Origin of the sequence: Bacteroides sp. GM023, assembly GCF_014750685.1 — a bacterium.
Taxonomy (GTDB): Bacteria; Bacteroidota; Bacteroidia; order Bacteroidales; family Bacteroidaceae; genus Bacteroides.
In genome coordinates this window covers 673,031-698,307 of sequence record NZ_JAAXGE010000003.1, presented here as the reverse complement: position 1 = coordinate 698,307, position 25,277 = coordinate 673,031, and the positions used below count along the sequence as shown (strand labels likewise).

Annotated in this window: 23 protein-coding genes; 5 read left to right on the top strand and 18 right to left on the bottom strand. The window is 41.4% G+C overall.

Annotated features, from left to right (window positions below; all coding sequences use genetic code 11):
* Nucleotides 1-138: 138 nt before the first annotated feature.
* The 14 genes from HC965_RS09600 to HC965_RS09535 all read right to left on the bottom strand — a co-directional run bounded on the left by HC965_RS09600 (nt 139) and on the right by HC965_RS09535 (nt 18,090).
* Nucleotides 139-3,291, bottom strand: coding sequence for an efflux RND transporter permease subunit (locus tag HC965_RS09600; protein ID WP_191031276.1), 3,153 nt, complete (start codon nt 3,289-3,291; stop codon nt 139-141).
* A 46-nt stretch (nt 3,292-3,337) separates the two neighbouring features.
* The gene (locus HC965_RS09595; protein ID WP_191031275.1) at nt 3,338-4,447 is read right to left on the bottom strand and encodes an efflux RND transporter periplasmic adaptor subunit; all 1,110 of its coding nucleotides are present in this window, start codon (nt 4,445-4,447) and stop codon (nt 3,338-3,340) included.
* A 34-nt stretch (nt 4,448-4,481) separates the two neighbouring features.
* Nucleotides 4,482-5,879 (bottom strand): efflux transporter outer membrane subunit, encoded by a 1,398-nt coding sequence (locus HC965_RS09590; protein ID WP_191031274.1) that lies wholly within the window; start codon nt 5,877-5,879, stop codon nt 4,482-4,484.
* Between the two features lie 138 nt (nt 5,880-6,017).
* Nucleotides 6,018-6,848, bottom strand: coding sequence for a zinc ribbon domain-containing protein (locus HC965_RS09585; protein ID WP_191031273.1), 831 nt, complete (start codon nt 6,846-6,848; stop codon nt 6,018-6,020).
* A gap of 5 nt (nt 6,849-6,853) precedes the next feature.
* Entirely contained in the window at nt 6,854-7,948 is a 1,095-nt protein-coding gene (locus tag HC965_RS09580) for a Nif3-like dinuclear metal center hexameric protein (protein WP_191031272.1), read from the bottom strand.
* A 256-nt stretch (nt 7,949-8,204) separates the two neighbouring features.
* Nucleotides 8,205-8,609: a hypothetical protein gene (locus HC965_RS09575; RefSeq protein ID WP_191031271.1), complete on the bottom strand. Its 405-nt coding sequence runs from the start codon at nt 8,607-8,609 to the stop codon at nt 8,205-8,207.
* Nucleotides 8,610-8,618: 9 nt separating this feature from the next.
* A complete protein-coding gene (locus HC965_RS09570) occupies nt 8,619-9,512 on the bottom strand; it encodes a DUF5106 domain-containing protein (protein WP_191031270.1) in 894 nt (297 codons plus the stop codon).
* Nucleotides 9,494-9,820, bottom strand: a complete 327-nt coding sequence (locus HC965_RS09565; RefSeq protein WP_191031269.1) for a hypothetical protein — start codon at nt 9,818-9,820, stop codon at nt 9,494-9,496. Before HC965_RS09565 ends, HC965_RS09570 begins: the two co-directional genes overlap by 19 nt.
* Before the next feature lie 23 nt (nt 9,821-9,843).
* Entirely contained in the window at nt 9,844-11,511 is a 1,668-nt protein-coding gene (locus HC965_RS09560) for a fimbrial protein (protein WP_191031268.1), read from the bottom strand.
* A gap of 11 nt (nt 11,512-11,522) precedes the next feature.
* Nucleotides 11,523-13,484 carry a hypothetical protein gene (locus tag HC965_RS09555; RefSeq protein ID WP_191031267.1) on the bottom strand — a complete coding sequence of 654 codons (1,962 nt, stop codon included), beginning with the start codon at nt 13,482-13,484 and terminating at the stop codon, nt 11,523-11,525.
* Between the two features lie 42 nt (nt 13,485-13,526).
* On the bottom strand, nt 13,527-14,534 hold the full coding sequence (locus HC965_RS09550; RefSeq protein WP_191031266.1) for a FimB/Mfa2 family fimbrial subunit: 1,008 nt from the start codon (nt 14,532-14,534) through the stop codon (nt 13,527-13,529).
* A gap of 81 nt (nt 14,535-14,615) precedes the next feature.
* Complete coding sequence (locus HC965_RS09545) at nt 14,616-16,331, bottom strand: Mfa1 family fimbria major subunit (RefSeq protein WP_191031265.1); 1,716 nt, start codon at nt 16,329-16,331, stop codon at nt 14,616-14,618.
* Nucleotides 16,332-16,400: 69 nt separating this feature from the next.
* Entirely contained in the window at nt 16,401-17,531 is a 1,131-nt protein-coding gene (locus HC965_RS09540; protein WP_191031264.1) for a DUF3868 domain-containing protein, read from the bottom strand.
* A 7-nt stretch (nt 17,532-17,538) separates the two neighbouring features.
* Nucleotides 17,539-18,090: a DUF3575 domain-containing protein gene (locus tag HC965_RS09535; RefSeq protein WP_370539971.1), complete on the bottom strand. Its 552-nt coding sequence runs from the start codon at nt 18,088-18,090 to the stop codon at nt 17,539-17,541.
* 310 nt (nt 18,091-18,400) lie between these two features.
* Between HC965_RS09535 and HC965_RS09530 the strand changes: the two genes are divergently transcribed.
* The gene (locus HC965_RS09530) at nt 18,401-19,303 is read left to right on the top strand and encodes a helix-turn-helix transcriptional regulator (RefSeq protein ID WP_191031262.1); all 903 of its coding nucleotides are present in this window, start codon (nt 18,401-18,403) and stop codon (nt 19,301-19,303) included.
* Nucleotides 19,304-19,491: 188 nt separating this feature from the next.
* Here the strand turns inward: HC965_RS09530 and HC965_RS09525 are convergent, their stop codons facing one another.
* A complete protein-coding gene (locus tag HC965_RS09525; RefSeq protein WP_191031261.1) occupies nt 19,492-20,709 on the bottom strand; it encodes a site-specific integrase in 1,218 nt (405 codons plus the stop codon).
* 527 nt (nt 20,710-21,236) lie between these two features.
* Between HC965_RS09525 and HC965_RS09520 the strand changes: the two genes are divergently transcribed.
* From HC965_RS09520 to HC965_RS09510, 3 genes are all read left to right on the top strand, one after another.
* Nucleotides 21,237-21,728 (top strand): hypothetical protein, encoded by a 492-nt coding sequence (locus HC965_RS09520; RefSeq protein ID WP_191031260.1) that lies wholly within the window; start codon nt 21,237-21,239, stop codon nt 21,726-21,728.
* Between the two features lie 149 nt (nt 21,729-21,877).
* Entirely contained in the window at nt 21,878-22,381 is a 504-nt protein-coding gene (locus HC965_RS09515; protein WP_191031259.1) for an RNA polymerase sigma factor, read from the top strand.
* 153 nt (nt 22,382-22,534) lie between these two features.
* Nucleotides 22,535-22,948, top strand: a complete 414-nt coding sequence (locus tag HC965_RS09510; RefSeq protein ID WP_191031258.1) for a DUF4891 domain-containing protein — start codon at nt 22,535-22,537, stop codon at nt 22,946-22,948.
* On the opposite strand, the gene HC965_RS09505 is transcribed toward HC965_RS09510, so the two are convergent.
* From HC965_RS09505 to HC965_RS09495, 3 genes are read right to left on the bottom strand one after another with little or no spacing between them, the layout of a single operon-like run.
* Entirely contained in the window at nt 22,909-23,208 is a 300-nt protein-coding gene (locus tag HC965_RS09505) for a hypothetical protein (protein ID WP_191031257.1), read from the bottom strand. The two genes, HC965_RS09510 and HC965_RS09505, sit on opposite strands and share 40 nt — an antisense overlap.
* Nucleotides 23,205-23,999 carry an ABC transporter permease gene (locus HC965_RS09500; protein ID WP_022137473.1) on the bottom strand — a complete coding sequence of 265 codons (795 nt, stop codon included), beginning with the start codon at nt 23,997-23,999 and terminating at the stop codon, nt 23,205-23,207. Before HC965_RS09500 ends, HC965_RS09505 begins: the two co-directional genes overlap by 4 nt.
* 11 nt (nt 24,000-24,010) lie before the next feature.
* Nucleotides 24,011-24,631, bottom strand: coding sequence for an ATP-binding cassette domain-containing protein (locus tag HC965_RS09495; RefSeq protein WP_191031256.1), 621 nt, complete (start codon nt 24,629-24,631; stop codon nt 24,011-24,013).
* 86 nt (nt 24,632-24,717) lie between these two features.
* Between HC965_RS09495 and HC965_RS09490 the strand changes: the two genes are divergently transcribed.
* A complete protein-coding gene (locus HC965_RS09490) occupies nt 24,718-25,260 on the top strand; it encodes a ferredoxin domain-containing protein (protein WP_191031255.1) in 543 nt (180 codons plus the stop codon).
* Nucleotides 25,261-25,277 lie beyond the last annotated feature (17 nt).

The window sequence follows — 25,277 nt, the reverse complement described above, 5'->3', positions numbered from 1 at the left end:
AGGCTCTGTCCATTGAATAAAAATAGCGTCACTATCTGCTCGGGATAGTGACGCTATTTACTTGTTATACTTACCCTATCCCGAGCATATAGCGACACTATAATCAGCCATGCTCCTGATAGCCTGCAATCAGCTTTTTTAGCTCTGCGTTACGGTTTCTTTCTTCCCGTCGTCATCTTTCTTCTTGCTGAATCTTTCCTGCAATTTCTGCATCAGTTCATAGAAGTTAGGAACATAAACAGTAGCCAACAAAGTATTCATAGCCATACCAAATACCACTGCGGCACCCAATGCAATACGACTTTCGGCACCTGCTCCCGTGGCAAACAACAATGGCATTACTCCTAAAACGAAAGCAAAAGACGTCATTAAAATCGGACGCAGACGAACGTGTCCTGCTTCAAATGCCGCTTCACGGATAGAGTTACCTTCGGCACGGAAATCACGGGCAAATTCCACAATCAGGATTCCGTTCTTTGCCGAAAGGGCAATCAACAGGATAATACCGATCTGTGTATAAATGCTCACCGGAGTACCCATAATCAAACAACCAATCATTGCCCCCAACAGTGCCACCGGCAATCCGATGACAGCCGCTACCGGACTTGTCCAACTCTCATATTGAGCAGCCAACACCAGGAAGGCAACAATCAGAGCCATAATCAGAACAATAGTCGTCGTACTGCCCGCCTGTGTTTCCTGATAGGCAACAGACGTCCATTCGTAACCGAACTCATCTCCCAACTGTTCCTTGAACAGTGCTTCTACTTCCTGAATAGCCTGTCCGCTACTACTTCCGGGAGCTACATTGCAAGTCAAAGCCGCAGTAGAATACATATTATACCGATTGATCTGATCTTGTCCCAACTGTTCTTCTACTTTCGTAAAGGAAGAAAAAGGCACCATCTCTCCTGCCGAATTCGGCACACTCAACTTCAGCACATCATCAATGACCCGTTGAGCCTGATCGCGTGCTTCAATTTTCACTTGATAAATGCGTCCGAATTCTACAAAATCATTCACATATGCCGCTCCCATATAATATCCCAGCGTAGAAAAGACATCATTCAGGGCAATTCCCATGAATTGAACTTTATCACGATCGATATTCAGGAAATATTGCGGCACATTTGCCTGATACTGACTGGATATGGAAGCCAAAGCAGGTTTGGTATGATAAGAAGCCAGCAGTGCATTGATGGCCTGCTGCATCTCAGTCGGCCCCAGGTTTTTCCGGTCTTCCACCTGGAGTTGCAGACCACCCGAAGCTCCCAATCCGGGAATAGCCGGCGGCACCATCGCAAATACTTGTCCGGCTTGAATCGTCATGTACGCTTCACCGTTGAAACGATTGACAACGGCAGCAGCCGTATGCTCCTTCCCTTTCCTCTGACTCCAGTTTTTCAGCACGACAAAGTAAGTGGCCGAATTACTCTGTTCTCCACCGCCCATGACGGAGAAACCCGAGATACCGATATAATTCTGTACTTCAGGGTACGAATCAAGTATGGCATTTATCTTATCTCCAACCGCTTGCGTACGTTCCAAACTGGCAGCCGGCGGCAACTGAACCACAGCAATAAAATACCCGTCGTCTTCATCGGGAACAAACGTAGAAGGCCAATGCATAAAGAGCAAAACGGCAATCACCGTCAGAATGGCATAAGATATAAAACTGAATCCCGGACGTTTGAGCAGCCATTTCACTATCCCGTCATACGCACCTTGCGTTTTATCATAAGCTTTATTGAATCCTCTGTAAATGAAGAACTTGGACGGCTTACTCTTTTCAAGGAACAACGCACAAAGCGCAGGTGTCAATGTCAATGAATTAAAACCGCTCAACACCGTTGAAGCAGCGATAGTCAAGGCAAACTGTTTATACAACTGGCCGGAAATACCGCTAATCAGCATTGTAGGAATAAACACGGCGAGCAGTACAAGAACCACACCTACAATCGGGCCGGTAATCTCTCCCATTGCCCTCGTCACAGCTTCACGAGGTGAATATTGCCCGGTTTCCAACAACCTCGAAGCATTTTCCACCACCACTATCGCATCATCCACCACAATGGCAACGGCCAAAATCAATCCGAACAAAGTCAGCGTATTGATAGAGAAACCGAATGCCGCCATCACAGCAAGCGTACCAATCAGAGAAACCGGAATAGTGAGACAAGGAATAATAACCGCCCTCCAATTCTGAAGGAAGAGGAAAATAACAAGTACCACCAGCAAGGTTGTCTCAAAGAACGTCACCATTACTTCGTCAATAGAAGCATGAATCACATCCGTTGTGTCCAGTGTAACATTATAAGAGACTCCTGACGGGAAATTGGCAGCCAATTCCTCCATTTTGGCTTTCACCCCTTTCGAAACATCCAATGAATTTGAGCCCGGCTGCTGATAAATAGCGATGGCGGCCGTAGGTCTTCCATTCAACCGGGACACTACGCTGTAAGAAGCAGAACCCAAATCAATCCGGGCAATATCCTTCAGGCGAAGCATCGCTCCATCTTTCTCTGTCCGGATGATGATATCACCGAATTGTTCCGGCGAATTAAGCCTTCCCTGCACATTCAGCGTATATTGAAACGCATTCTTATTATCCTGTCCGATGGGCTGACCTATATATCCGGCAGAAACTTCCGCATTCTGTGACTGTATGGCCTGATAGACTTGTTGCGGTGAAATATTACGAATCCGCATGGCTTCGGGATCCAGCCAGACACGCATTGAATAATCGCCCGCTCCCATAACGTTCACCGCACCGACTCCCGGTACACGTGTCAGTTGGTCGACAAGATTTAATTTAGCGTAGTTGGTCAGATACAAGCTGTTGTAGACAGAATCCTGTGAAGTCATCGTCAGGAACATAACAATATTCGAAGATTGTTTCTGTACAGTCACCCCCTGCACCACTACCGGTTCAGGAAGTGAAGATTGTGCAATACTTACCCTGTTTTGTACTTGCACGGTTGCCATATCAATATCCGTACCGACAGCAAAAGTGATAGTCAGAGAGTATGCTCCCGAAGAAGAAGAATTGGAAGACATATAGAGCATACCATCTACACCATTCACTTGCTGTTCGATAGGAATACCTACCGTTTGAGCCACCGTCTCGGCATTTGCTGCCGGATAAACGGCGGATACCTGTACAGTTGGCGGTGTAATCTCCGGAAACTGCGCAACAGGCAATATATTTAGTGTCACCAAACCGGCTACCACGATGAGCAGGGCAAGCACCGTAGCAAAGATCGGTCGGTTTATAAAGAATTTAGAAAACATAAATCTATGAGTTTTGGATTAATACTTAAAATGAAAGAACTTCCCTTTATGGTATGGGTTTCACCTTCATTCCGTCCCGGACTTTCATCAGAGCTTCCGTGACATACCGCTCTTGCGGAGAAATCCCGCTCATCACCTGGCGCAAGGTATCACCCATCAACTGCCCCACCTCAATATGGCGGTAATGAACTATATCCGAGTCATTTACAACATACAGATATTTACCTAACTGATCGGTTCCGATAGAAGCTTCTTTCACTAATACCGCATTTTTGGCTTCCCGATAAGGAAGCGTAATACTCACGTACAATCCACTCTTCAAAACTCCTTTCGGATTGTCAAAATTGGCACGCACCATCAATGTTCCCGTACTCATATCCACATTCGGAGACAGATAATCCAATACGGCAGGATAAGATTCCGTTCCGTCCTTACCCAGTTGTACCATAATCTTCTGTGGCAGATTCTTTGCCGATTGCTCATTGTTCATCGCCATTCCCAGCCATTGGTTATCCGCTACATTAAAATATGCATACATTTGATCGTCCTTATAAATAGTAGCCAATGTCACAGGCTGCAATGCTCCGCCTACATAACTTCCTATATCCACAGTCGACTTCGTGATAGTCCCATCAAACGGGGCACGGACATAGCAATATCCCAGGTTTGTATGTGCCGTACTCAAAGCCGCTTCCGCATTATTCACGGCCGCAATGCCTTCTGTCACATTCGCTTCCGACTGAAGCAACTGTATCTGACTTACCGCATCACTCTTGATAGCTTCCTTCATACGGCTATAATTACTCCGTGCATATTCCAGTTGAGCCTGGGCAGTTTGCAAATCCGCTTTCGCCTGTTCCACTTTATCCTTATATAAGGTAGGTTCAATAACGAACAGCAACTGCCCTTTCTTCACCCTTCCTCCCGGAGTGTAAGAAGTGGACTGCAATGTACCATTTACCCTTGCCACCAAGTTGACCGTTTGCTCCGTTGTCAGATAACCCGGGTAATCTTTCGTCAGGGTAATATCCTCCACTATGGGTTTAGTCACGCTAATTTCAGGAGTAGGCATCCCTCCCATCGCTCCTGCGCTTTTCTTCTCCTTGCACCCTGTCAATATCGGTAGCGCAAGAAAGATATACATTAGTTTTTTCATATCCGTTAGGTTATATTTTATTTATAGATTCTATTTATTCTCGCCATCCACCGCCCAAGGCTTTGTAAAGGGCAATGAGTTGTAACAACGAACTTCCTTCCGCCTGTACCAACTGATTCTCATAAGATAATAGCGAACGCTGTGCGTCAAGCACATTCTGAAAAGGTGAAAGCCCCTGTTTATAAAGTTCTAAGGAAAGTTTCAATGTCTCGATGCCTTGATTGCGCACCTCTCTCAGTGCCACAATCTGCTTGATAGAATTTCGATAGGAATTCATTGCATTATCAGTTTCCTGTACGGCAGTCAACACCGTTTGATTAAACTGGTTAATCGTTTCTTCCAGTTGGGCTTTCGCCAGTCTTGTGGCATTGACTAACTGCCCGCCACTGAAAATCGTCCAACTCAATGCCGGAGCAATCTCATAAGTCATACTTTTACTTTTCACCAAGTCTTTCAAATCACGCGCTGCATAACCAAATGAACCTTTCAGAAAAACTTTCGGCAACCAATCGGCTTTAGAGGCTCCGAGCAATGCTGCCTGCGCATTTACGTTCCGTTCCGCGCTCCGCACATCGGGTCTTCTCAATAATAAATCGACAGGCATCCCCACTCCGATAGGTTCCATATAATCGGGCAGTGTTCCTACCGTTTCCAAAACAGGACGAATTTCCTGGGGATACATGCCCAGTAGAACAGCCAATGTCGTAATATACTGGTTGACGCCGGCTTCCAGTTGCGGAATGGAAGCTCTTGTGCTATACAAAACAGACTTGGCCTGTGCGACATCCAATTTGGCGACAAGTCCGGTGTTATAGCGTACTTCCGTGATTTTCAGCACTTCTTCCTGCGAAGCGGCATTCTTTTTCACCACTTCAAGTTGCTGCTGCAATTCCCGCAGGTTGATATAGGCTGAGGCTACTTCCGCGGCCATTGAAATCATCACTCCCGTATATTCCTCTTTGCTTGCGGCAAAATTCTCTTTTTGTGCTTTTACCCGTTTGCGGATACTGCCGAAGACGTCGATCTCCCAACTCATGCTGAGTGAAGCGTCGTAATAATGTTCCGTAGATTGTGGCAGGGCACTGGTATTTCCGCTTGTTTCCTCACGCGTCCACCCGGCATTCAGTCCGATGGAAGGAAAAAAGTTGCTGCGTTCCATCCAAAGATTGGCACGGGCGGCAGATATACGGTTAATAGCCATTGCGACAGAAAAATTGCGGTCTACAGCCAAGGCAATCAGAGAATCCAGCTTGGTGTCCTGGAAAGATTTCCACCAGTGATCGTCCACCGGAAGCGTCTGTTGAAATACTTCTCCGCTCTCCTCCCATTCGCTGGGGAGAGGCGCTTTCAGATAGCGGTTTGCAGTTTGTCCAACCGCAGATACAGTCGAAAGAAACATAAGGAGCGATGTGCCCCACACTCGTATATTCATATCAGTTCAGGTTTTTATGAAATGATAAGATAACAACTAAAGGTTTGGTTTGTTTATTTCGGAAATGTTAAGAAAGGAGTATAAAAAAAGCCCCGCCATCAGGCGGAGCTTTGAAAAATATAGTGAAACAGCCAACTCTTATTCTGCTGTTTTTCTTCTGATTGCTCTTTTGGTAGTGGGTGCCGGAGCTTCCTCTACCTTATGCTCGAGCTGTACACCAGCCAATTCCGGGTCAATCATGATACGTCCGCAGTATTCGCAAACGATCACTTTCTTACGAGAACGGATATCCAACTGTCTCTGAGGCGGAATCTTGTTAAAGCAACCACCACATGCATCACGCTGTACGTACACGATACCCAGTCCGTTGCGGGAGTTCTTACGGATACGTTTGAATGACTGCAACAGACGCGGCTCAATCTTAGTTTCCAAATCTTTGGCTTTGTCTCTCAGTTTCTCTTCTTCCTGCTTGGTTTCAGAGATAATTTCGTCCAGTTCGCTCTTCTTCTGTTCGAGGTCTTTTTTTCTTTCGTTCAGAATCACTTCGTTCTTCTCTACTTCAATCTCTTTTTCTTCTCTGTCAGCAGAATATTCCTTGATTCTCTTCTCGCAAAGTTCGATTTCCAGTGTCTGGAACTCAATTTCTTTTGTCAGGAAGTCATATTCACGGTTGTTGCGAACGTTGTCTTGTTGTGACTTATATTTTTCAACCGAAGCTTTAGCCGTTTCAATCTCTACCTTCTTGCCGGAAATAGCAGATCTCAATTCATCCACTTCAGCTTTAATTTTGTCGATACGGGTACTCAAACCGGCAATCTCATCTTCAAGGTCTTGTACTTCCAATGGAAGTTCACCTCTCAATGTCTTGATCTCGTCAATCTTAGACAACATAGTTTGCAGTTGGTACAGAGTCTTCACTTTCTGTTCCACCGTCAACTCATTCGGATCTTTTTTTGCTTCTCTAGCCATTTTACTTATAAATATTTTATGGGATTCGTATTTATTTTACTCAATTGGAGCGCAAAATTAGGAAATAAATCCCGGATTATAGAATAAAAAATTTCTTTTGTATATTGTTCGCTTTCGTAATGACCGATTTCCGCCATCAGGATATCACCTTCATGGCCGAAATAATCATGATACTTGATTTCTCCTGTAATAAAGACATCCGCACCCGTCCGAATTGCCTGTGGAAGCAGGAAAGCTCCGGCACCGCCACACAAGGCAACTTTCTGTATTTCTCTTCCCGTCAGCTTGTTATGACGAACACAGCCCACTTCGAAGATTTTCTTGATACGTTTCAGGAACTCAAGTTCCGTTTCCGAATCATCCAGTTCGCCTACAATTCCCGAACCTGCCTGCGACCAGTCATTCTGTAACGGATACAAGTCGAACGCCGGTTCTTCATAGGGGTGAACAGACAGCAAAGCTTTCACGACTTCTGCCTTCTTATATATAGGAAGAATGGTTTCAATCCTCACTTCATCTTCATGATGCAGTTCTCCGATAGCTCCACAGAAAGGATGTGCTCCTTCGTTTGCCCGGAAAGTTCCCTCTCCTTTCAGATTATAACTGCATGAATCATAGTTACCTATATTTCCGCATCCGGCAGCAAACAGTGCTTCGCGTACGCTATCGGCTTGTGCATAAGGAACGAAAGTCACCAGCTTAACCAAGCTATTCTCTTTCGGTTCAAGCACTTTCAGATTCTTCAGTCCTATTTTCTCGGCTATCTTATAATTGACTCCACCCTGGGCATTATCAAGATTGGTGTGCGCTGAATAGATTACAATATCATTCTTTATTGCTTTCAGTATGCAACGTTCCACATAATCTTTACCCGTGATGGACTTATAGCCTTTGAAAATGAGCGGATGATGTGATATAACGAGATTGTACCCTAACGCGATAGCTTCATCCAACACAGCTTCGGTAACGTCAAGACACAACAAAGCCCCTGTTGCTTCCGCTTCTGTCAATCCTATTTGCAGGCCGGCATTATCAAATCCGTCTTGCAATGGCAGAGGCGCGAATCGTTCAAGGGCGCTTACTATTTCTTTAATTTTCATTATTGGTAGAAAATTTGGTTGCAAAGATAATAAATAAAATAGGAATGAGCACCATTTCAACATAAAAAAGCGTGCATCTCCCTCCCCACCGGGAAAAAGATGCACGACACAAACAAAACAAACAATAGTTTCCTACCTTCACAGGCAAGTTTCTGAATTCATAAATCCATTTTCTACAACATGTCATTCAGATAGAAAATGGCAAGGGGAATGAATTCATGGGGAAAAAGTTGCTTCACAGCAACGGCGATATTATTTAATCATCATCCCACTCTGATGGCGGCAATGTTTTCTTTCCATACCATTTCATCCAGGCGCGGGATTTCCTTTTCCTCAGATATAACGTGTCACCACAATGTTCCAACGCTTCCCAATCAAACGAAGAATGATGACCGAACCATCTTTCAAGCCAATATAATGAATGATAGCATAAAAAAGCAATCAACATGAACCACCAGGAAAATAAGATGGACAACACCAATGCAGGTAACAAAGCCAATAAGAAACATTCGAGATATTGGCGTTCATGAATCCGCAGCTCCATATCCTCCCACACTTCCAAATATTTATAGCGGGTGAAGCAACATCCGAAAATCATAAAATAATGTTGTCTCTTCTTATTACAAAATGCTCTAGCCAGCCTACTATTATATATAATCATACTTTCTTTTCAATTCAAATAATCCAGTACTTTCCCTATAGGAGCATCTTTCAACAATACCATTTTGTCTTCTCCCAAAAGATACAGAGATGGTAACGAACGTAGAAAATAAAGTTCTTTTTCAACCAACTTATTTTCCGAATCATATCCATGTACCCATGCGGCGGGTAGTGCAGCGCAGCACCTCTTCCATGTGTCCACGTCTCCTTCCATACAAATCGCGACCAATGATAGACTGGGACTATTCCGCTCCCTGGCTGATAACAACCGATTGATAAGAGGCGATGCGGACAACTCCCAAATTTCTTTCTGACAATGTTCACAAGTCAGGTCATAAAACATTAATAATGTATATTTAGCCGGAACATCCCACAAGCACCTTGTTCGCCCGTCAGCGGTAGTAAAAACAAAATCTGTGGCTTTTTCACCCGGAAGATTCTTCCGAAGCATCTTTAACTGATACATCGGATGCACACGCATCATTCCTTTTATAGTTTCCGAAGCAAGCGCTTCTTCCAGGACTGCTATATAAAATTCATCGTTCCGCAGGGACGAATTAGACTCATAAAGCAACTGCTCCATTTGCTGCAAAAGCCAGATGTTCAGTTCCTTATTGACTACGGACTTAGCGACAAGCTGTTTCAGATTGTTGCAGGCCTGTTCGTTTGAAACCTGAGGCAACAGTGTCAGATAATCCACCAACATTTGTCCGGTAACACCCAGTTTTGCATCCGACAGCGTGTCCGTGAAATCATACTCATCCCAAAAATGTTTAATATCACGACGTTCTTCCCGATATTTACCTGATGAACAAGCACAAGAAACCAGGATGCTCCATATGATACAACCGATGTATCCTAGGCCTCTTGTACCTGCAACCACTTCTATAACCCTCTCTCCCATTCCGTATATCCTTTTCTCCTGCAATAAACTATTGGCGGAACTTCCGCCTTTATACATTCGTCTCCTACAAAAAGACGGCACGTTTCCTCAATCTGCATCAAACGCTCATTAGAGATATTCACGTAACACGCTCTTCCTGCATGTCCCTTCTCTCTTATTACTTTCAGTTCAGGATAAAGCAAAACCGAATAATAAGCCGACCGGCCGAATGCTCTCCAACTCTCTTCTATACAATGAAAGTAAACATGCTTCTCATCCTTGTTTTCTTCCAGTAGAATTTCTTCAAATGATGTCATTATATCTTCCATTATTCAATGTGTTAATTTACTTTTTACGCTTTTTGACGAAGATGAACTTCATAATAACCATCCTTGCCAAACAGGCGAATGACAGCATCACGTGGCTGCCCCGTATTATTAGCTTTTACGTGAATAAATATGTATGCATTTTCAGAGTCTATCTTCGGATAAGTGGTTACTCCTTCGTGACGTTGCTCGGCAATGCCGACCCATGATGTAGCATCTCCTACCACTTCCGCATTACTAGTGTTCTGCATTGTCAGTACTGTATATATGTTAGGAATCGAGCGATAGCGGTCAATAGTCATCTCTTTTCTAATCGTACCATATTGGAGGATACTATTTATTGTATAGTTATCCACCTTTATTATATTACTATTATTAAATTTACTCTTATCGTCAGTAAACCGCAATTCCATTTCTATCGGTGAATCTGGTTTGTCGTACACTTGAGTCGACGCCAATATTATTGACGTGTCCGTCCCTACTCCATACGCCTTCACACGTCCACGGTTCTTATTGGGGTAATCCGGGTCCAATATAGTATAATCACCTAGAGAAGCATCCCGAATGCACCGATAAAAATACCCTAATGAAAGTCCATCAAAATAATTGCCGTTATATATCTTCAAATGTGACTTTTCCATTCCCAATTGATAACCATTTTGCAAAAAGTTTTCCCGATAATCATGCGAACCCTTATATTCATAAAAAGTCAATGCTTCCATATCATTGGAAAAACCGTTCTTCTTTGCCATATTCAAACTATTGAGTCCTGCCCCAAAGACACTTTTTACGTCTATCTTGTAATATTTGTTACTGTCAATCGAAGAGAGTGGCACTTTTGTCTTAGAATCTGCACCTAGAGTGAACAAGCGGATTTTGTAAAATCCAGCAGTTTTTGTTCCATCTTTTGCTGTATACTCTCCTCCAATCACCACATAAAACCCATCCGATTGATTGGGTTTATTTGTCCCATAATCCGGTATGTTATAGAGGAAAACCGGAGAAGCCGGAGAAGCAATATTTTGGAATGCACTTTTCGATGACACCTCATAATCGGATTCGTATACAACGGGAGCTTCCGCAGAGCAATTAATCCAATTTACCGAAGTTAGGGAAAAGTTGGTCGCGCTCACACTTACACTAAATTTCGCAACATTTCTCCATAGTTTGAAAGCCCCTCCGTCAGTTTTCATTGCATCCCCTATAGTCGTAGCATTCAAATTCGATAGTTCAATCAGACGCGTAGACATCACAAAGGGAGAAGCAACAGATGCATTGAGTGTTTTGCTTCGAGCAGCCAACAAGGCGTCTAAATCGGGTATCATCTCTTCTGTCATAGGATAATTAGCGACCAGATATAATTGATGCTTACCTTTATATGATGGTACACTTACTGTCATCTTATAGTCTATACCTGTCCATTTCACTGTCGGTTGTTCGTGCCAAACTAACCTTTTATTGTCATCGAAAACTAAAAAGTCTATCCTTTCCACCTTTTCATCATCATTTGGTGTATCGGCGGCAGCACGGGTCTGAACAACCGATTCTTTCGGTACACTCAACTTCAAAACAATCTGTTCCGATTCGCCTGTTTGTATTTCTTGTCCCGATATATTATCCTCTTCCGAACAAGCTGTCAGACCGGAAAATAAAAACAAGCAAGCGATATGTAGATATTTCATTCTTAATTTCATACTATTCTCTTTTAATAACGTGATTTTACACAACGTACCGCATGAGGTTGGTTTCGCAGGGCATCAGTTGTGTTTGTGCCCTCGGAATCTTTCATTGTAGCTACAATGAAAGTACCATCCGCATTCTGTCCCCAATAACTGTCGGAAAAAAAGTTATTAGGCAGCCCGTTAGTTCCCGCATACTGGAATACATACTTCGTTTGCTCTCCTGTAGGCAATTTCCATCCGGTACCTAAGTCCGTACAAACCTTGGATGCATCTGCTTGGGCTATGTCATTCACATCAGTATCTGAAACGATAAATTCCGATAATTCAGGTGGAAGCACATCTAGCACGCAAAAATATTTACACCGCGTATAAGCTTTGTTTGCAACAGGGAATCCAGTCTTATTTACGTAATATGCTTGAGTCGCAGCATAGTCCTCAATAGCCCAATAATTCCCTGAAATAAACAAATCCTGATTTTCTCCAATAGTAGCGACTCTCCAGCATCCTTTTCCCGTTGTTGGATCATTTTCGCTTCCTACAAAATAGTTCTTGCATCCGCTCATGGGACCTTGTTTATGGTATTTTGCATTATAGTAGTCCACCTTGTTCCGATTCGCCTCATCGGGATACCCCATAGCGGCAGCCCAAGAGACCTCATTCGTTTGTTCCGAGGATGCTCTTCTGTTAGAAACATTTACATTAATATTAAGTGACGATGTTCCTGACTTCACTTCCACTACGAATGTATTTTTCTTTCCCGCATTCCAATTTCCCAGTCTGAATCCAATACGACCGCTTGTTTTTGTCGCATCATCATACTCTACCGTATGTGCTAGATTATTATCTGCTACCCCTGCAGGTTTTATTACCGAAACTTCCCCATTGCTAATAAAACGAATATATGTATAAAAGCGAAGAGATTTGGCATCTACCTCTTGTGTACTAACAGCAATGAAACTTGATGTCGGAATGTCAACCGGAATACTGATTTCCGACCAGCCCTCTACCTTTGCATCCACGTCAAGAGACGCTTCGCCATACCCTTTGATAGCTGTAATCTTTAATTTATAATGACGATTGCGGGTGATATTCCAGTCCGTAGATTTAGAACTTGCGGGGTTCATCCCATCGCCAATAGGTAAAGTATAAGTGTGACTTACACCATTTTCAACGCCATTTATGCGTAAAGCCATTCTATATTTATTATCTGTAAGCAAATATTCCGGCAGGTATATTTCACCGGATAACCACTTAAAACGATTAACCTGTGTAGCAGTATTGTTTTTTGTTAAGTCAAATGACTTGTTGTCTGAATATCCGTCATCCTGCCCATACTTTTCCGGGCTCAAGTAACTGTATTTAGGAATACGTACCAACTCCATCGACTTGAATTCTAAAAACTTCCCAGTAGCTACACCGTCGACAAAAATTTGTCTGCCAAGAGCAAAATCGACTGTCAGTTTAGCCACCACATGTTGCAACTTCACATCCAACTTTGACATAGGTGTAGATTCACCTTCAAGATATATTTCATTCTTGCCTTTTACGTTCACATTGAGCAACTCCTTGTAGAACACAAATTCCGAAGCTGTCAAACTCGTCTCAGTATTCATTTTGATACCTTTTAAATCTTTAGGCTCTTTTACCTTCGAAAGATCCACCGGTTCGTCACCTATCACATAGATGTCATTATAACCCACGTAAGTAGTGGTCGTATAGTCTTTATTCACATCTATCAGTTCATTACTTATCAAGACTTTGGAAGCATAAGGGTTGGAGTTGCGTGTCGAAAAAATAATTACACGCAATTTAGACAACGTCTCATCCTGCCCTACCGAAAGTCTGGGCGATATACTGACAGGAATCTCCATTCCACTGTCCTGTCCCTCATCATCCAAAGACTGCTCTAAGCCGGCAGTGCAAGCAGCCGTCAACCATAACAGCAGAGTCGTCAAACCCAATTTCGATAAATATTTTATTTTCATGTTCTCCTATATTATAATGTGATACTATATTCCCATGTGATATTATATTCCGGTGTCCTGCAATATGACTTTCCATCCGGCTATTGTAATGGCTGCCTGCATGAATGTGTCCGTATCGCCATCCAAATCATCTACCAGTGAAAGTTCTATTTCATAGAAATCGCGTCGGTCGAGGTCTTCTTGAGCACGCGAATAGGGATGCTCCCGAATCAGATTCACCAGGTTGTAACGATAGAGTTCCCTCACGCTTCCGTCCTCCATCGGACGTTCTACCAACAAAGTCATTTCTTCACCCTCTATCAGTCTCATCAATGAGAAACTCCCAGTCAACTCGTTATGTTTGTCATTGCCGACTGTTTGATAAGGATAATATATTAGTTCGTTGCCCGAAGCAACTATAGAATTATCAAATTTATAAGTTGCCCCTTTGGGGTCAACCACGCGTATGCGTACGCCGTCCGCACTACCATGAATACATGGTATGCCGCTTTTTTCAAACCATTTGATTGTCAAGCCCAACTGGTTCTCGTTTTTCGTAAATGAAAGAATATCGGTTTTATCAGTGGAATCATCCACTATTATTTCTTTAATGGCATGAAAGACCGGAGTCAGTTTTTTGTTCACGCTTTGATTGGTTATGGTCTTTAGTGAAAGTAAACCTTCTTCAAGTGTCGTTTTTCCACTCACAAAAGCAGGTTTTACCATTACTTCATCAGACAAATTTCCCCAAGCTACCAAGGTGTAGTTTCCTTCGGGAAGCTCCGGTTTAATATGAAAGTTTTCATCAAAAGGAGTTCCGCTATTGGTTATGCATTTCACAAAATGTCCGGTTGAATCGAATACATATAGATCCACCCTGTGTACATCCATATAAAAACGATTGGAATGTTCAGTGTCGGTATGATTCACATACTCAAATTTGATTGAGTAAGAACCAGTCGGACAACCGGAAAGGTCTTCTTTTACACATCCTGTAGCAAGCCATGGCAACATCCATATGAGTGCGGCTATTCCGGCATACCGGTACAATCTTGTAAATTTGAAATGCATCTTATTTCTTAATTTATGATTTTGAGAAAGTTTTCTCCGGGCAGTAACGCCCGGAGATGAAACTTCTTTAATACTCTGTTATTAGTTCAAATCAGCTTCCTGATCTATAACTTTCCACGGCTCAACAGTAATATGAGCCTGCATATAAGTTTTCTGGCTGATCGGATTTTCCGGAGTTACTGTGACATCTGAATCATTCGGATATCCAACACCTGAGATTGATTTCACGTTCACTTTATAGAAATTGTTGCGAGTAACCGAATAGTACAAGTTGTTATTTTCCGGATATGTATTATCCTGTATGTTGATGCGATAATAAGTCTCTCCATTAGTATATTGCAAATATTTCACTGTTTCTACCGCTGTTGCATCATATCCTGTCTTACCATCATTCTGAACATTCTTAGAGATAACCACAGTATTATAAATACCACTCTTGACCCCTGCAACTACACTATAGTAAATGTTTTTACCAGTGATACCATCATATACCGGGGCATCTTTAGTACTACCAATATACTGTTTCAAATTTGCTTTGACCAAATAAGCTTTCAATGTAGTGTTCATTCCATGCTTCACACGATTCTCATCGCCGGTTACAGATGCAGGTACGGCATAAATTTCGACACCCCAATCCGGTGCATAGGTAAACACACTAATCTTATCCGTATTATCTTTAAATCCATATACCTTGTTTCCATCTTTATCCACATCTGTGATTACATACTCTCTATTGGGTTCAAAGGTACCTTTCACCAGTACATAAGAAGTATTTCCGATAACGGGTACTGCATTGGCATTTTCCGGTATATACATAGTTTTAGGTGTTCCTGTTGCCTCTGTGACTGCAAGAGTCGGCTCATTTGTTTCGTCAAAAACTTTAAAATCTGCCCAAGTTGAACTTGTATGTGTTTTATCATATAACGGAGTCTGCAATGGGAAGTTAGTATTTCCATGTTTGAAAAGATATACATCCTTTGGCAAGTTGCGTACTGTGAAAGTTGGATTTTTCAAAGTACCGACTTCTACTTTATTAGTCAATTCATTACCTAACACTGCCTTATAAATCAATGCATCCCCATCTTTGTATGTAGTTTGCAATTTAGCAGTTACGCGATAAAGAGGAATTTCAAAATGATTGAAGTCTTTAGGATCGTCAGCACCATAATTGTTTTTTTCAGCATCAGCCTGAGAAATACCCGGTTTCAAGATAAAGCTGGATTGGGATAATAAGTTAGTCATTAAAATGCCATTATTCGGAGCATCACCAAAACCTTGCATATGCTTGAATCCTTCACCTAGACGGTCAATAGCTGCCTCACCATCGTGTGCAAGACGCCCCGGAGTAGTGTACATATCCATCAACTGATTTTGGAATGTAGTAAGAGACGTGCCTGTTGTCGGCACCGGATACCAACCGGTACTTGTATTAGCAACTACCAGAATCGTTTTTTCACCGGAAGTCAATTTCAATACTTCGCTATGAAATACTCCAGTGCTACCATTTACAGTAGTCCCTGCAGGAGTAGTTGATGCCTCAAAAACTCCATTCGAAAACACATACACATGAACGTTCTTCACGGCTTTTTCTGCAGCAGTTCCGTCATCAGTAGCACGTGTGCCAGGTTTCATGCCATCCATTTTGATAGTGAATCGTGCGTAAGTAGGTACCCCTTCCACCACTTCTGTTTTTTCACTATTACCCGGATTTTCTGCGGGTAATTCTTCATTACTACAGGCGGAAAACGCCAGTATTGCCATTGTAAAGGCACCAACTAAAAAAATGTTTTTTCTCATCTTTTTGTTACATTAAAAAATTAAATGATTTTGATTATTTATATCCCTAATTCGGTCTACATTATATAGTTACTTTTTCTTGCAATAATATACCTTTATATATCCGGCACGTCGGAGTTTAGGAAAGAAATGTTCCTTCATATACCGATACGGTATGCCTTGATTCAGTTTCATCAAACGTACTTCACGTCCCTTCAAAATCGGAACATCATCTATGATACGTAGAATATCCTCTTTATCGGACATCTCCGAATTTTCAACTTGATAACGCAGTTCATCCCATCCTTCGCCGCCATTTACCAGTTCAAAGCAACTGTCGGGAAGCGATATATGATTGAGGATGTATTGTTTCATCGCTTCGCAACGAAGCCCTGCCAGTTTTACGTTATAAGTATAGCGTCCTTCGGGGGACGAAAGTCCCAGTAACACGATACGTGCAATTTCCGCTTCCGGGTCGTCATGTATTTGGCGAGTCACATCTATCACATGACGCAATACTTTTTCATTGTCAAAATATTCGCTGTCTATTTCCATTTTATCCCATTTGAAATAGATAATTTGTGCTTCTTCTTGCTCGCCTACCATGATTTTCTGTCGGGGAACATAATTCTCTACAGGCTCTACGAAATGTTCGGTTTGTGCCAGGTGTTCAGTGATTCCCAAAGTGACCGTTGGTTGTTCCGGCACCACAATACAAGGTTGCTTTTCGGAACGTTCTTCTTCAAAAGAACAGGTATACAGTTCACGAACTGGCAATTCATGTTCCTTGCAACAGTTCCTGAGCTGGCTGCGCATCACAAGGGTGGCAGTTCGCATCCAGGACTGATAAGCAAACGTAGAGGAATAAACTAACGTATCGCCATTATGAATTGAAAAGCGGGTAGCATCCGTTGTTTCACCAGTTGTTCCGTTAAAAGTCCGCTTGCGACGAGCGCTTAAAGCGCTGATACGGCCATAAGCATATATGGGAGAAAGGGTACGTTGCTCACTTCCATCTTTCGTTATTAAAACCGGGGTCAGCATCAATACATCATTTGCGCCAAGCGTCTTTGAAGGAACTGAGAAGGTGAATTCCAGCAAGACCTGCCCTTTCGTGTCTTTAGTTGCAATGATATTTTCAATGGAAACTTGTTCGTGCTGCTGCGCCGAGATAGCAGCTATGTTAAAGCAGAGAATCAATATAATCAGATATTTCTTCATCTTTATATTATTTAATTACGTAAATGACAGAAACTGCGGCACGTGTAGGGCCCAAATAGTTACGATTCTCCTTCCGAATGCGTTTGCCGCACTCCTTACACGGGTACACATCATAATTGAAACGCGCATAACCTATGCCCAAAGAGGCTTCCAGACTCCAGCGTGTCGAAAGGAGCCATTGATAACCGTAACTAAACCCTGCTCCTGCCACATTCCCCTGTCTGCGATAATCACTTAGCCCGAGGTAGCGGACACCACCTATATTATATTGCCCATAGAATGTATGCAGGCCGAAAAAATGCCCATTGAACGATTCACATAGCCAATAACGAAGTTCAGGCTGAACCAACCAGTGTTTCATCTTATGGTTGCTTGCCCCATGACCATTTTTACCCAACGGAAAAGGATTATAGACGCCCCATAAATCAAGAGTCAGTTTAGGAGAAAGCCCCCACTCTACGCCAACATTCGGAGCCTGCATAATACCGCCATACAATAAGTTTGTTTTTATGGTTATATCTTGCGCATTGACAAGGAAACTTTTTGTCAGAAAAAGCATAAAGAAGAATATGCTTACTTTAGTTTTTATATATCTATCCATATATAATGCTTTGTTTGAGGTTTCTTTTCAATCTCTATTCCATAATAGAGATTAGAACAATGAAATTTATATATAAAACATTGATTATTAATTGATTACATCACAAACAGAATAGATATTTGTTTCAGAATTATTATATTACGAGTGAAAATAAGATAGATGAAAAATAAAATTCTATCATTAAGCCTATTAGAAACACAAATACTGAAACATTTGTGAAACATACAAGCCAAACAAATTAAATAACTATAGCTAAAAGACCAAGTTTATGCAAAACGAACTACTTTACATTGAGGAGCATCTTTCATGCCAAAACTATATGGCAACTGCCGAAACAGGATTCAAATACGCTGAGTTTTTCGAAGATACGGAATTCGGGGAAAACAATGCAAGTAAGAATTATCTCTTATTCTTTCTCAAAGGAGATTTTAGCGTGAGTTGCAATCAATTCCATAACAGGTTATTCCATGAAGGAGATATGATATTAATTCCGCGTTCGTCACATTTCAAAGGAAGGACGAAGGGAAACGCAAACTTACTTTCAATGTTTTTCGATAACCCCGGATGGAATTGCGACAAACTTGCATTACATTCATTATCAGATTTTTGCAAAGAAGATGAATATAATTTTGAACCGGTTAAGATTCGTTACCCACTAACTCCTTTTGTGGAATTGCTGACCTACTGCATTAAAAGTAAAATGAACTGTTTACATCTGCACGAACTGATGCAACGGGAGTTCTTCTTCCTGATACGTGGATTTTATGAGAAGGAAGAAATTGCCGCGTTATTTCATCCTATCATTGGGAAAGAAATGGATTTTAAGGATTTTATCATGCGTAACTACACACAAGTGAGCAACATCGAACAACTCATCTCTCTATCCAAATTAGGAAGAAGTCGTTTTTTCGCAAAATTCAATGAGACGTTTGGGATGACGGCCAAACAATGGATGCTGAAACAAAGAAACCAACTTATTTTGGAGAAACTGACTGAACCGGGTATCTATATAAAAGACATCATTGAAGAACTGGGATTCGACTCACAGGTTTATTTCAGTCGTTATTGCAAACAACATTTCGGATGTACTCCAAGCGAACTGATAAAGCGCTGTCAAGCAGAAAATAAGTCCATTCAAGACATTTCCTCTCCAGTTGTACAAAATGAATAGTTTATTGTACATTATGATAAATGATATTAGAAAAAAAACAGTTTACTTTGCAGCGGAAAAATTAATTAATCAATAGATAGTTTTTTAATACCATCTCTATTATGGAATAGATTACAATACTGCAAATATATATAAAATATTAATACTATACATTCTTTTATAAATTATAATACAAAAAAATCTTGTATCTAAGACAATTTAGTCACCATACTATTAACTTTATCAAGTTGTGATACATCGAATTCCCTCAAATAAATACGTGTCATTTCTTCCGAAGTATGCCCTAAACCTGCACTAATTATAGAAACCGGCGCACCATAGTAACGAGCAAGACTTGCCCAGGTGTGACGGGCGGTATAAGTAGTCAAAGGTACTGTGACGTCAATCATACAAGCTATTTTCTTCAAATGTCGGTTTATACGACCCAAAGCCAAGCGATATTGTTTGTATAACGAAGGAGATTTCTCACTGATTATTGGAAACACATACTCTCCCTCAGTTGCATATTTGTCCACCAGTTTCCGCATCTGAGGGGTCACAGCAATACGAATCAATTGCTTGGACTTGTGGCGGGAATAGATCAGTACACCATTGCAAATATCAGATTTCTTCAGAAGTACAATATCAACAAAAGCCATTCCCTGGGCATAGAAACTGAACAAATATAAATCACGGGCAAATTTTAATTCCGGCATATCCTTTAGATCCAGTTTTGCCAAGGCTTGAAGGTCTTTTCGGGCCAGAGCACGCTTCACGGTTTTGGCGGGACGAGTCTGTGCTTTTACAAAAGGATATTCTCCACGAGGATGATAGCCGTCCACTATAGCCTGATTATAAAGCGTCCGTAAATTCCGCAAATAATAGCTCACCGTATTGCCAGTGACCCCGCTGTTATACAGAAAATCTTCATATTGCCGGATAAGACGCAAGTCAACCACCGCCATACGAATATCCGACCCATTCAAAAATTTGGCCAAAGATAAACGTGTACTTCTATATGCCGCAGCCGTCCCCTCTTTTTTCAATGTCTTTTTCCGCTCAATTTGTGTGTCGATGTAGCGTAATAAGTAAAATTGTTGCCTGGCGTTCCTATGAATGTATTGCGCTAAAACATCTTCCACCGTGTAATAATCCGTTGACCGTTCAAGCTGGCGAATCTGTGCATGAATCGTACGTCTTATCTTTTGCAATTCCCGGTTCATCTTCGCTATATCCGTAACGGTAAATGAGGAGTCTTTATCATAGACAACCTTTTCTTTCGATTCGTCAAAGATACCTTCTTCCACATGGTAACCTGTATACATCAGCTTCTTTCTTCTCTCATGTATAACTTGAAATACCAAAGGGTAACTACCATTATTCAATCTCCTGCTCTTATTCAGCATTAATCTAACTGATGTTATCATATTCTTGTTTTTTTGTTTATGGTAAAATTACATAGTTCTAACGCAAAACAAGTGGTATAGTGAAATGTTTTGTCGCTTTCAGGATAACTATTTACTAAATATGGTTAAATTGTATTCTTGAAAATATATTCAACAATTATTACATATATTATATATCTATGCGCGCAAAATTAAAATGTGACATATTAGTTATTTATTATTACATATATACACATATTGCAAAGTGTTTAATTTTGAAAATTCAGAATATAACTTATAGCTTTGCCGAATGGATTTTAAGGAGCTACCCGTTTCTTTAAAAGGAACGGGTCGTTCCTCGGTGTGCAACAGGTCGTTTCTTTTAAAGGAACGGCCTGTTGGTTTTAAAGGAAAAACAACAGTTGTAACCATTTGAATTTCAAGTTATTGCAGAAACATGATTCCGTCCCCGCAACCCATGGGATTATCACTCACAACACACGATGGAATCTGCTGCTTCACAAGTAGCTATCTGTATATAACTTTTTACAAATTAAAATTCAAAATTCATGGTTACAGTTACGTTTGCCATCAAGCCTTATTTGGCTAGGTACATGTATGTCCGATATGGACAATGTTTAGAAATCAAGTTCCAAGGTAATGCACATTCCCAACTTCCCATCCCGATTCATCTCTCCCATCTCACTCCTGTCTATCACTTTCTCCATCAATTATCCATTCCTCATCCGCAAGATGTCTCCTGGAAAGAGAGTGGAAATATATGCTTCGTTCTTCCCAAACCTAGAAATGGAAAGAATCCGGAGGTATATAATTATTTTGGGCAGGATAGTATCTTTCTAATAGAAAAAGAAATTGAGGTGGAGATGAGAGCGGAGCTTTATTCGTTTCTGCTAGAGAATAAATTCAAGAATGGGGTGATGTATAAAAAGTCGATGGAGCAATTTGTTATACATTATAATATGGTAGAAATTGTAGAAGAGGAAAGTTTGATGAGAACATTTCAGCGATGGAGAAAGAAAATGAAGGAAAAAACCACCTAAAAACTATCTAATATGACCTAAAAACTATCAGCCGATAGCTTTTAGGCTAAAATCCGTCAATTTCTCCCCTGTCGGATTTGATAAAATGCCGTAAACTTGCAGCATGAAAATGATAACAACGAATAATCACAATCAAAAAAACAACGCATATGAAAAGTTTAAGTTTCAGAAAAGATTTAGTAGGAGTACAAGATGAATTACTACGTTTTGCTTATAAATTGACAACCGACCGCGAAGAAGCAAATGACTTGTTGCAGGAAACTTCATTGAAAGCATTAGATAATGAAGATAAATACACGCCTGATACGAATTTCAAAGGATGGATGTACACTATCATGCGCAACATCTTTATTAATAACTACCGCAAAGTAGTTCGCGACCAGACATTTATCGACAAGACTGATAATCTCTATCACCTCAATCTGCCGCAGGATGCCGGTTTTGAAAGCACGGAAAAGTCATATGACCTCAAAGAGATGCACCGTATAGTCAATGCTCTTCCGAAAGAATATCGAATCCCGTTCGCAATGCACATTTCAGGATTCAAGTATCGTGAAATTGCGGATAAGTTGAATCTTCCGTTAGGCACAGTAAAGAGCCGTATTTTCTTTACCCGTCAAAAATTGCAGGAAGAACTGAAGGATTTCCGTTAGGCTTTAACTATATAAGTATAAGTTTCTATCAAAAAGGCAAAAAGGAGTAGTTTCCTTCTTGCCTTTTTTTATTTCATCTATAAAATAATGATGAATGCTTCCATTATTTGTGGAAAATTCTGTATTTTTACTTCGTTATCAATAATAAATACGATGAAAACGAGCTTTTTTTTCTTTTTTCTGGTTCTCTTCATGGCTTCCTGCCAACTTAAAAAGAGTGATAATTCCGCGGAGATGCGGGTGGATGATGCTGTGAATGACAGTATAGAAAGCAGTATTGCGGATACGGTGAAGGCTACTGCCATTTTTTGGATAGACAAAGCAGAGACCAAACACTGCAGAGAATATGGTTTCCGCACGATTAAAGCCAAAGTTTTTATTCGTGAAGACGGCAAAGTGAATTTATTGTCGTTTGTCAAGAAGCAATCTTCGGGAGTAGAAACATATATCCGCCATCATTTAGATAAATTCCAGGTATCAGATAAGATGTTTGAAGGTGGTTATGTGCAGCCGGGTGAGCAGGCTGTTCAACTCCGTTGTTTATGGGGTATGCTTAAAGGTAAATGACGCACTTTATTCTTTAGCGCATATCGTTCGTCTACCACTCTGTCGGTAGGAAAGAATGTGAAAATAAGTCGCCATTCTCCTTCTTTATAGGTGAATTTACGTCCGGTAGCTCCATGAAGTATGACATTGTACTTTTCCCACAGGAAGGTTTCGATGTGTTCGGGCATTTCTGTTCCTGACGCCGAAAACTCCACTGTTATAAAGAAACGGGGAATCGAAATTTCGGCTACTTGGTGGAATATCCGGTCGGTGATAGTCATTTTTTTGGTTCTTTGGTTACTTCCAACAGTTTTCCGTAAGCATCGAAAGAACGCCGTGAAGCCAACGAGATTGTAATCATCAGCGACAACATGGATGCTGTGAATGTGATTACCATAATCATCATCTGATATTTGATGGCAACATTCGGACTACTCCCACCCAAAATCTGCCCAATCATCGTGCCTGGAAGGGCAACCAGTCCCATGACTGCGATATTCGCAATCAAGGGGCTGAAGGATTTAATAATGGCTTGCCGAATAAATGGAGCCTGGGCTTCCTGCCTTGTAGCTCCATTGCCTAATAAATATCTGTATAATTGTTGTTCACGTTTCAATCCGCTATAATAGGTATTCAGGGCGATCACATTACTGGAAAGCATATTACCCATCAGAATCCCAAATATAGGAATAAAATATTGAGCACTGAAAATATTATCCAGTTGAAGAACAACTCCGATAAAATATAATCCTACCAACACAACGCTACAAAGAAACCCTACTGTGATCGGGATTAGGAGAATGCTACGTTTCAGCTGGGTACGTACTAATGCGGTCTGTCCGGCTACGAATATCATGATAATCACCCAAAGGAAATTAATCCAGGGATTATTCCATAGAAAGAGATATTTCAGGTACATGCCAATGAAGAATAATTGGATTATCATTCGTAGCGTACCAATCACGGCCGGTTTCAGTAGCCCCGTCTTAAATTTCCATAGATAAAAGAACGGAATGGCAAGCAGAAGCAAGCCTATAAAAAGATTATAATATGATATGTCAATCGTTCCCACAGTGTATATTCTTATAATTCAATTACATAATGACATCCTAATGCAAAGTCCTTGTCATGAGACACCGCCAGCACAGCCGCCCCTTTTTCTGCCTGTCGCCGGAAAAAGGACAGTACTTTGTCAGTTGAGCCAGCATCCAAAGCAGAAGTCGGTTCATCTATGATAATCAGAGGTTTGTTGAGCATGGCAGCTACGGCCAGTGTTATTCGTTGACGTTGGCCGCCCGATACTTCGTTCACTCTTTTGGTGTATAATTCATGTTCCAGCCCCAATTCGTCAAAGTAAGCATAAAGCCTTTCTTCCGAGAAAGGGATAGAACGATTCACTTTCAATTCAAAAGGAAGGGCAACCATTTCTTTCACCCATTCGAACGGCAATGCCAATTCCTGCGGAATCCATGCTATCTGTCGGCGGACACTGTCAATGGTTGATATATCGAGTAGTGTCTCTCCTACTTGAATAGAGCCTTCTTTTAACGGGACAAAGCCCATTACCGCATTCAGCAACGAGGTCTTTCCACAGCCGGATTGCCCTACAATACAGGCAGTTTCTCCCCTTTCCAGTTTCAAGTTAAAACCGGAGAAAAGCACTTCTGTCCCAAAAGCAATACAGGCATTATTGATATGTAACATGGCGTTTTGAATTCTTTCTTTCCGGCAAAGGTACTATTTTCTTGAAAAACGTTATCTTTGCCTGACTAATTAATTCAAGAAAAGTTATGATACTGAACGAAAGAGATGCTCGCCATGAGCATATATTGCAAGTAGCACGTCAAATGATGACTGCCGCGCGTACTGCTCCCAAAGGAAAAGGCATAGACATTATCGAAATGGCTTTAATAACTGATGAAGAAATTAAGCAATTATCGGATACAATGATAGCGATGGTAGAAGAACATGGAATGAAGTTTTTTCTGCGTGATGCTGACAACATACTCAATGCCGAATGTGTTCTATTAATAGGAACGCGTGAGCAAGCACAAGGGCTGAATTGCGGTCATTGCGGATTTGCAACTTGCGCCGGACGTACAGAAGGCGTTCCCTGTGCATTGAACAGTATTGATGTGGGTATCGCAATAGGTTCCGCCTGTGCCACAGCAGCCGATTTGCGTGTAGATACGCGTGTGATGTTCTCTGCCGGACTGGCAGCCCAACGACTGAACTGGTTGAAAGACTGTAAAATGGTAATGGCGATTCCGGTCAGCGCATCATCGAAAAATCCGTTCTTTGACCGGAAGCCGAAACAGGAAAATAAAGATTAATACCGTATCGGTGAATG

Coding starts and splice junctions, on each gene's coding strand:
- HC965_RS09600 (WP_191031276.1), bottom strand. CDS start 3,291: ATGTTTTCTAAATTCTTTATAAACCGACCGATCTTTGCTACGGTGCTT.
- HC965_RS09595 (WP_191031275.1), bottom strand. CDS start 4,447: ATGAAAAAACTAATGTATATCTTTCTTGCGCTACCGATATTGACAGGG.
- HC965_RS09590 (WP_191031274.1), bottom strand. CDS start 5,879: ATGAATATACGAGTGTGGGGCACATCGCTCCTTATGTTTCTTTCGACT.
- HC965_RS09585 (WP_191031273.1), bottom strand. CDS start 6,848: ATGGCTAGAGAAGCAAAAAAAGATCCGAATGAGTTGACGGTGGAACAG.
- HC965_RS09580 (WP_191031272.1), bottom strand. CDS start 7,948: ATGAAAATTAAAGAAATAGTAAGCGCCCTTGAACGATTCGCGCCTCTG.
- HC965_RS09575 (WP_191031271.1), bottom strand. CDS start 8,609: ATGATTATATATAATAGTAGGCTGGCTAGAGCATTTTGTAATAAGAAG.
- HC965_RS09570 (WP_191031270.1), bottom strand. CDS start 9,512: ATGGGAGAGAGGGTTATAGAAGTGGTTGCAGGTACAAGAGGCCTAGGA.
- HC965_RS09565 (WP_191031269.1), bottom strand. CDS start 9,820: ATGGAAGATATAATGACATCATTTGAAGAAATTCTACTGGAAGAAAAC.
- HC965_RS09560 (WP_191031268.1), bottom strand. CDS start 11,511: ATGAAATTAAGAATGAAATATCTACATATCGCTTGCTTGTTTTTATTT.
- HC965_RS09555 (WP_191031267.1), bottom strand. CDS start 13,484: ATGAAAATAAAATATTTATCGAAATTGGGTTTGACGACTCTGCTGTTA.
- HC965_RS09550 (WP_191031266.1), bottom strand. CDS start 14,534: ATGCATTTCAAATTTACAAGATTGTACCGGTATGCCGGAATAGCCGCA.
- HC965_RS09545 (WP_191031265.1), bottom strand. CDS start 16,331: ATGAGAAAAAACATTTTTTTAGTTGGTGCCTTTACAATGGCAATACTG.
- HC965_RS09540 (WP_191031264.1), bottom strand. CDS start 17,531: ATGAAGAAATATCTGATTATATTGATTCTCTGCTTTAACATAGCTGCT.
- HC965_RS09535 (WP_370539971.1), bottom strand. CDS start 18,090: ATGCTTTTTCTGACAAAAAGTTTCCTTGTCAATGCGCAAGATATAACC.
- HC965_RS09530 (WP_191031262.1), top strand. CDS start 18,401: ATGCAAAACGAACTACTTTACATTGAGGAGCATCTTTCATGCCAAAAC.
- HC965_RS09525 (WP_191031261.1), bottom strand. CDS start 20,709: ATGATAACATCAGTTAGATTAATGCTGAATAAGAGCAGGAGATTGAAT.
- HC965_RS09520 (WP_191031260.1), top strand. CDS start 21,237: ATGGTTACAGTTACGTTTGCCATCAAGCCTTATTTGGCTAGGTACATG.
- HC965_RS09515 (WP_191031259.1), top strand. CDS start 21,878: ATGAAAAGTTTAAGTTTCAGAAAAGATTTAGTAGGAGTACAAGATGAA.
- HC965_RS09510 (WP_191031258.1), top strand. CDS start 22,535: ATGAAAACGAGCTTTTTTTTCTTTTTTCTGGTTCTCTTCATGGCTTCC.
- HC965_RS09505 (WP_191031257.1), bottom strand. CDS start 23,208: ATGACTATCACCGACCGGATATTCCACCAAGTAGCCGAAATTTCGATT.
- HC965_RS09495 (WP_191031256.1), bottom strand. CDS start 24,631: ATGTTACATATCAATAATGCCTGTATTGCTTTTGGGACAGAAGTGCTT.
- HC965_RS09490 (WP_191031255.1), top strand. CDS start 24,718: ATGATACTGAACGAAAGAGATGCTCGCCATGAGCATATATTGCAAGTA.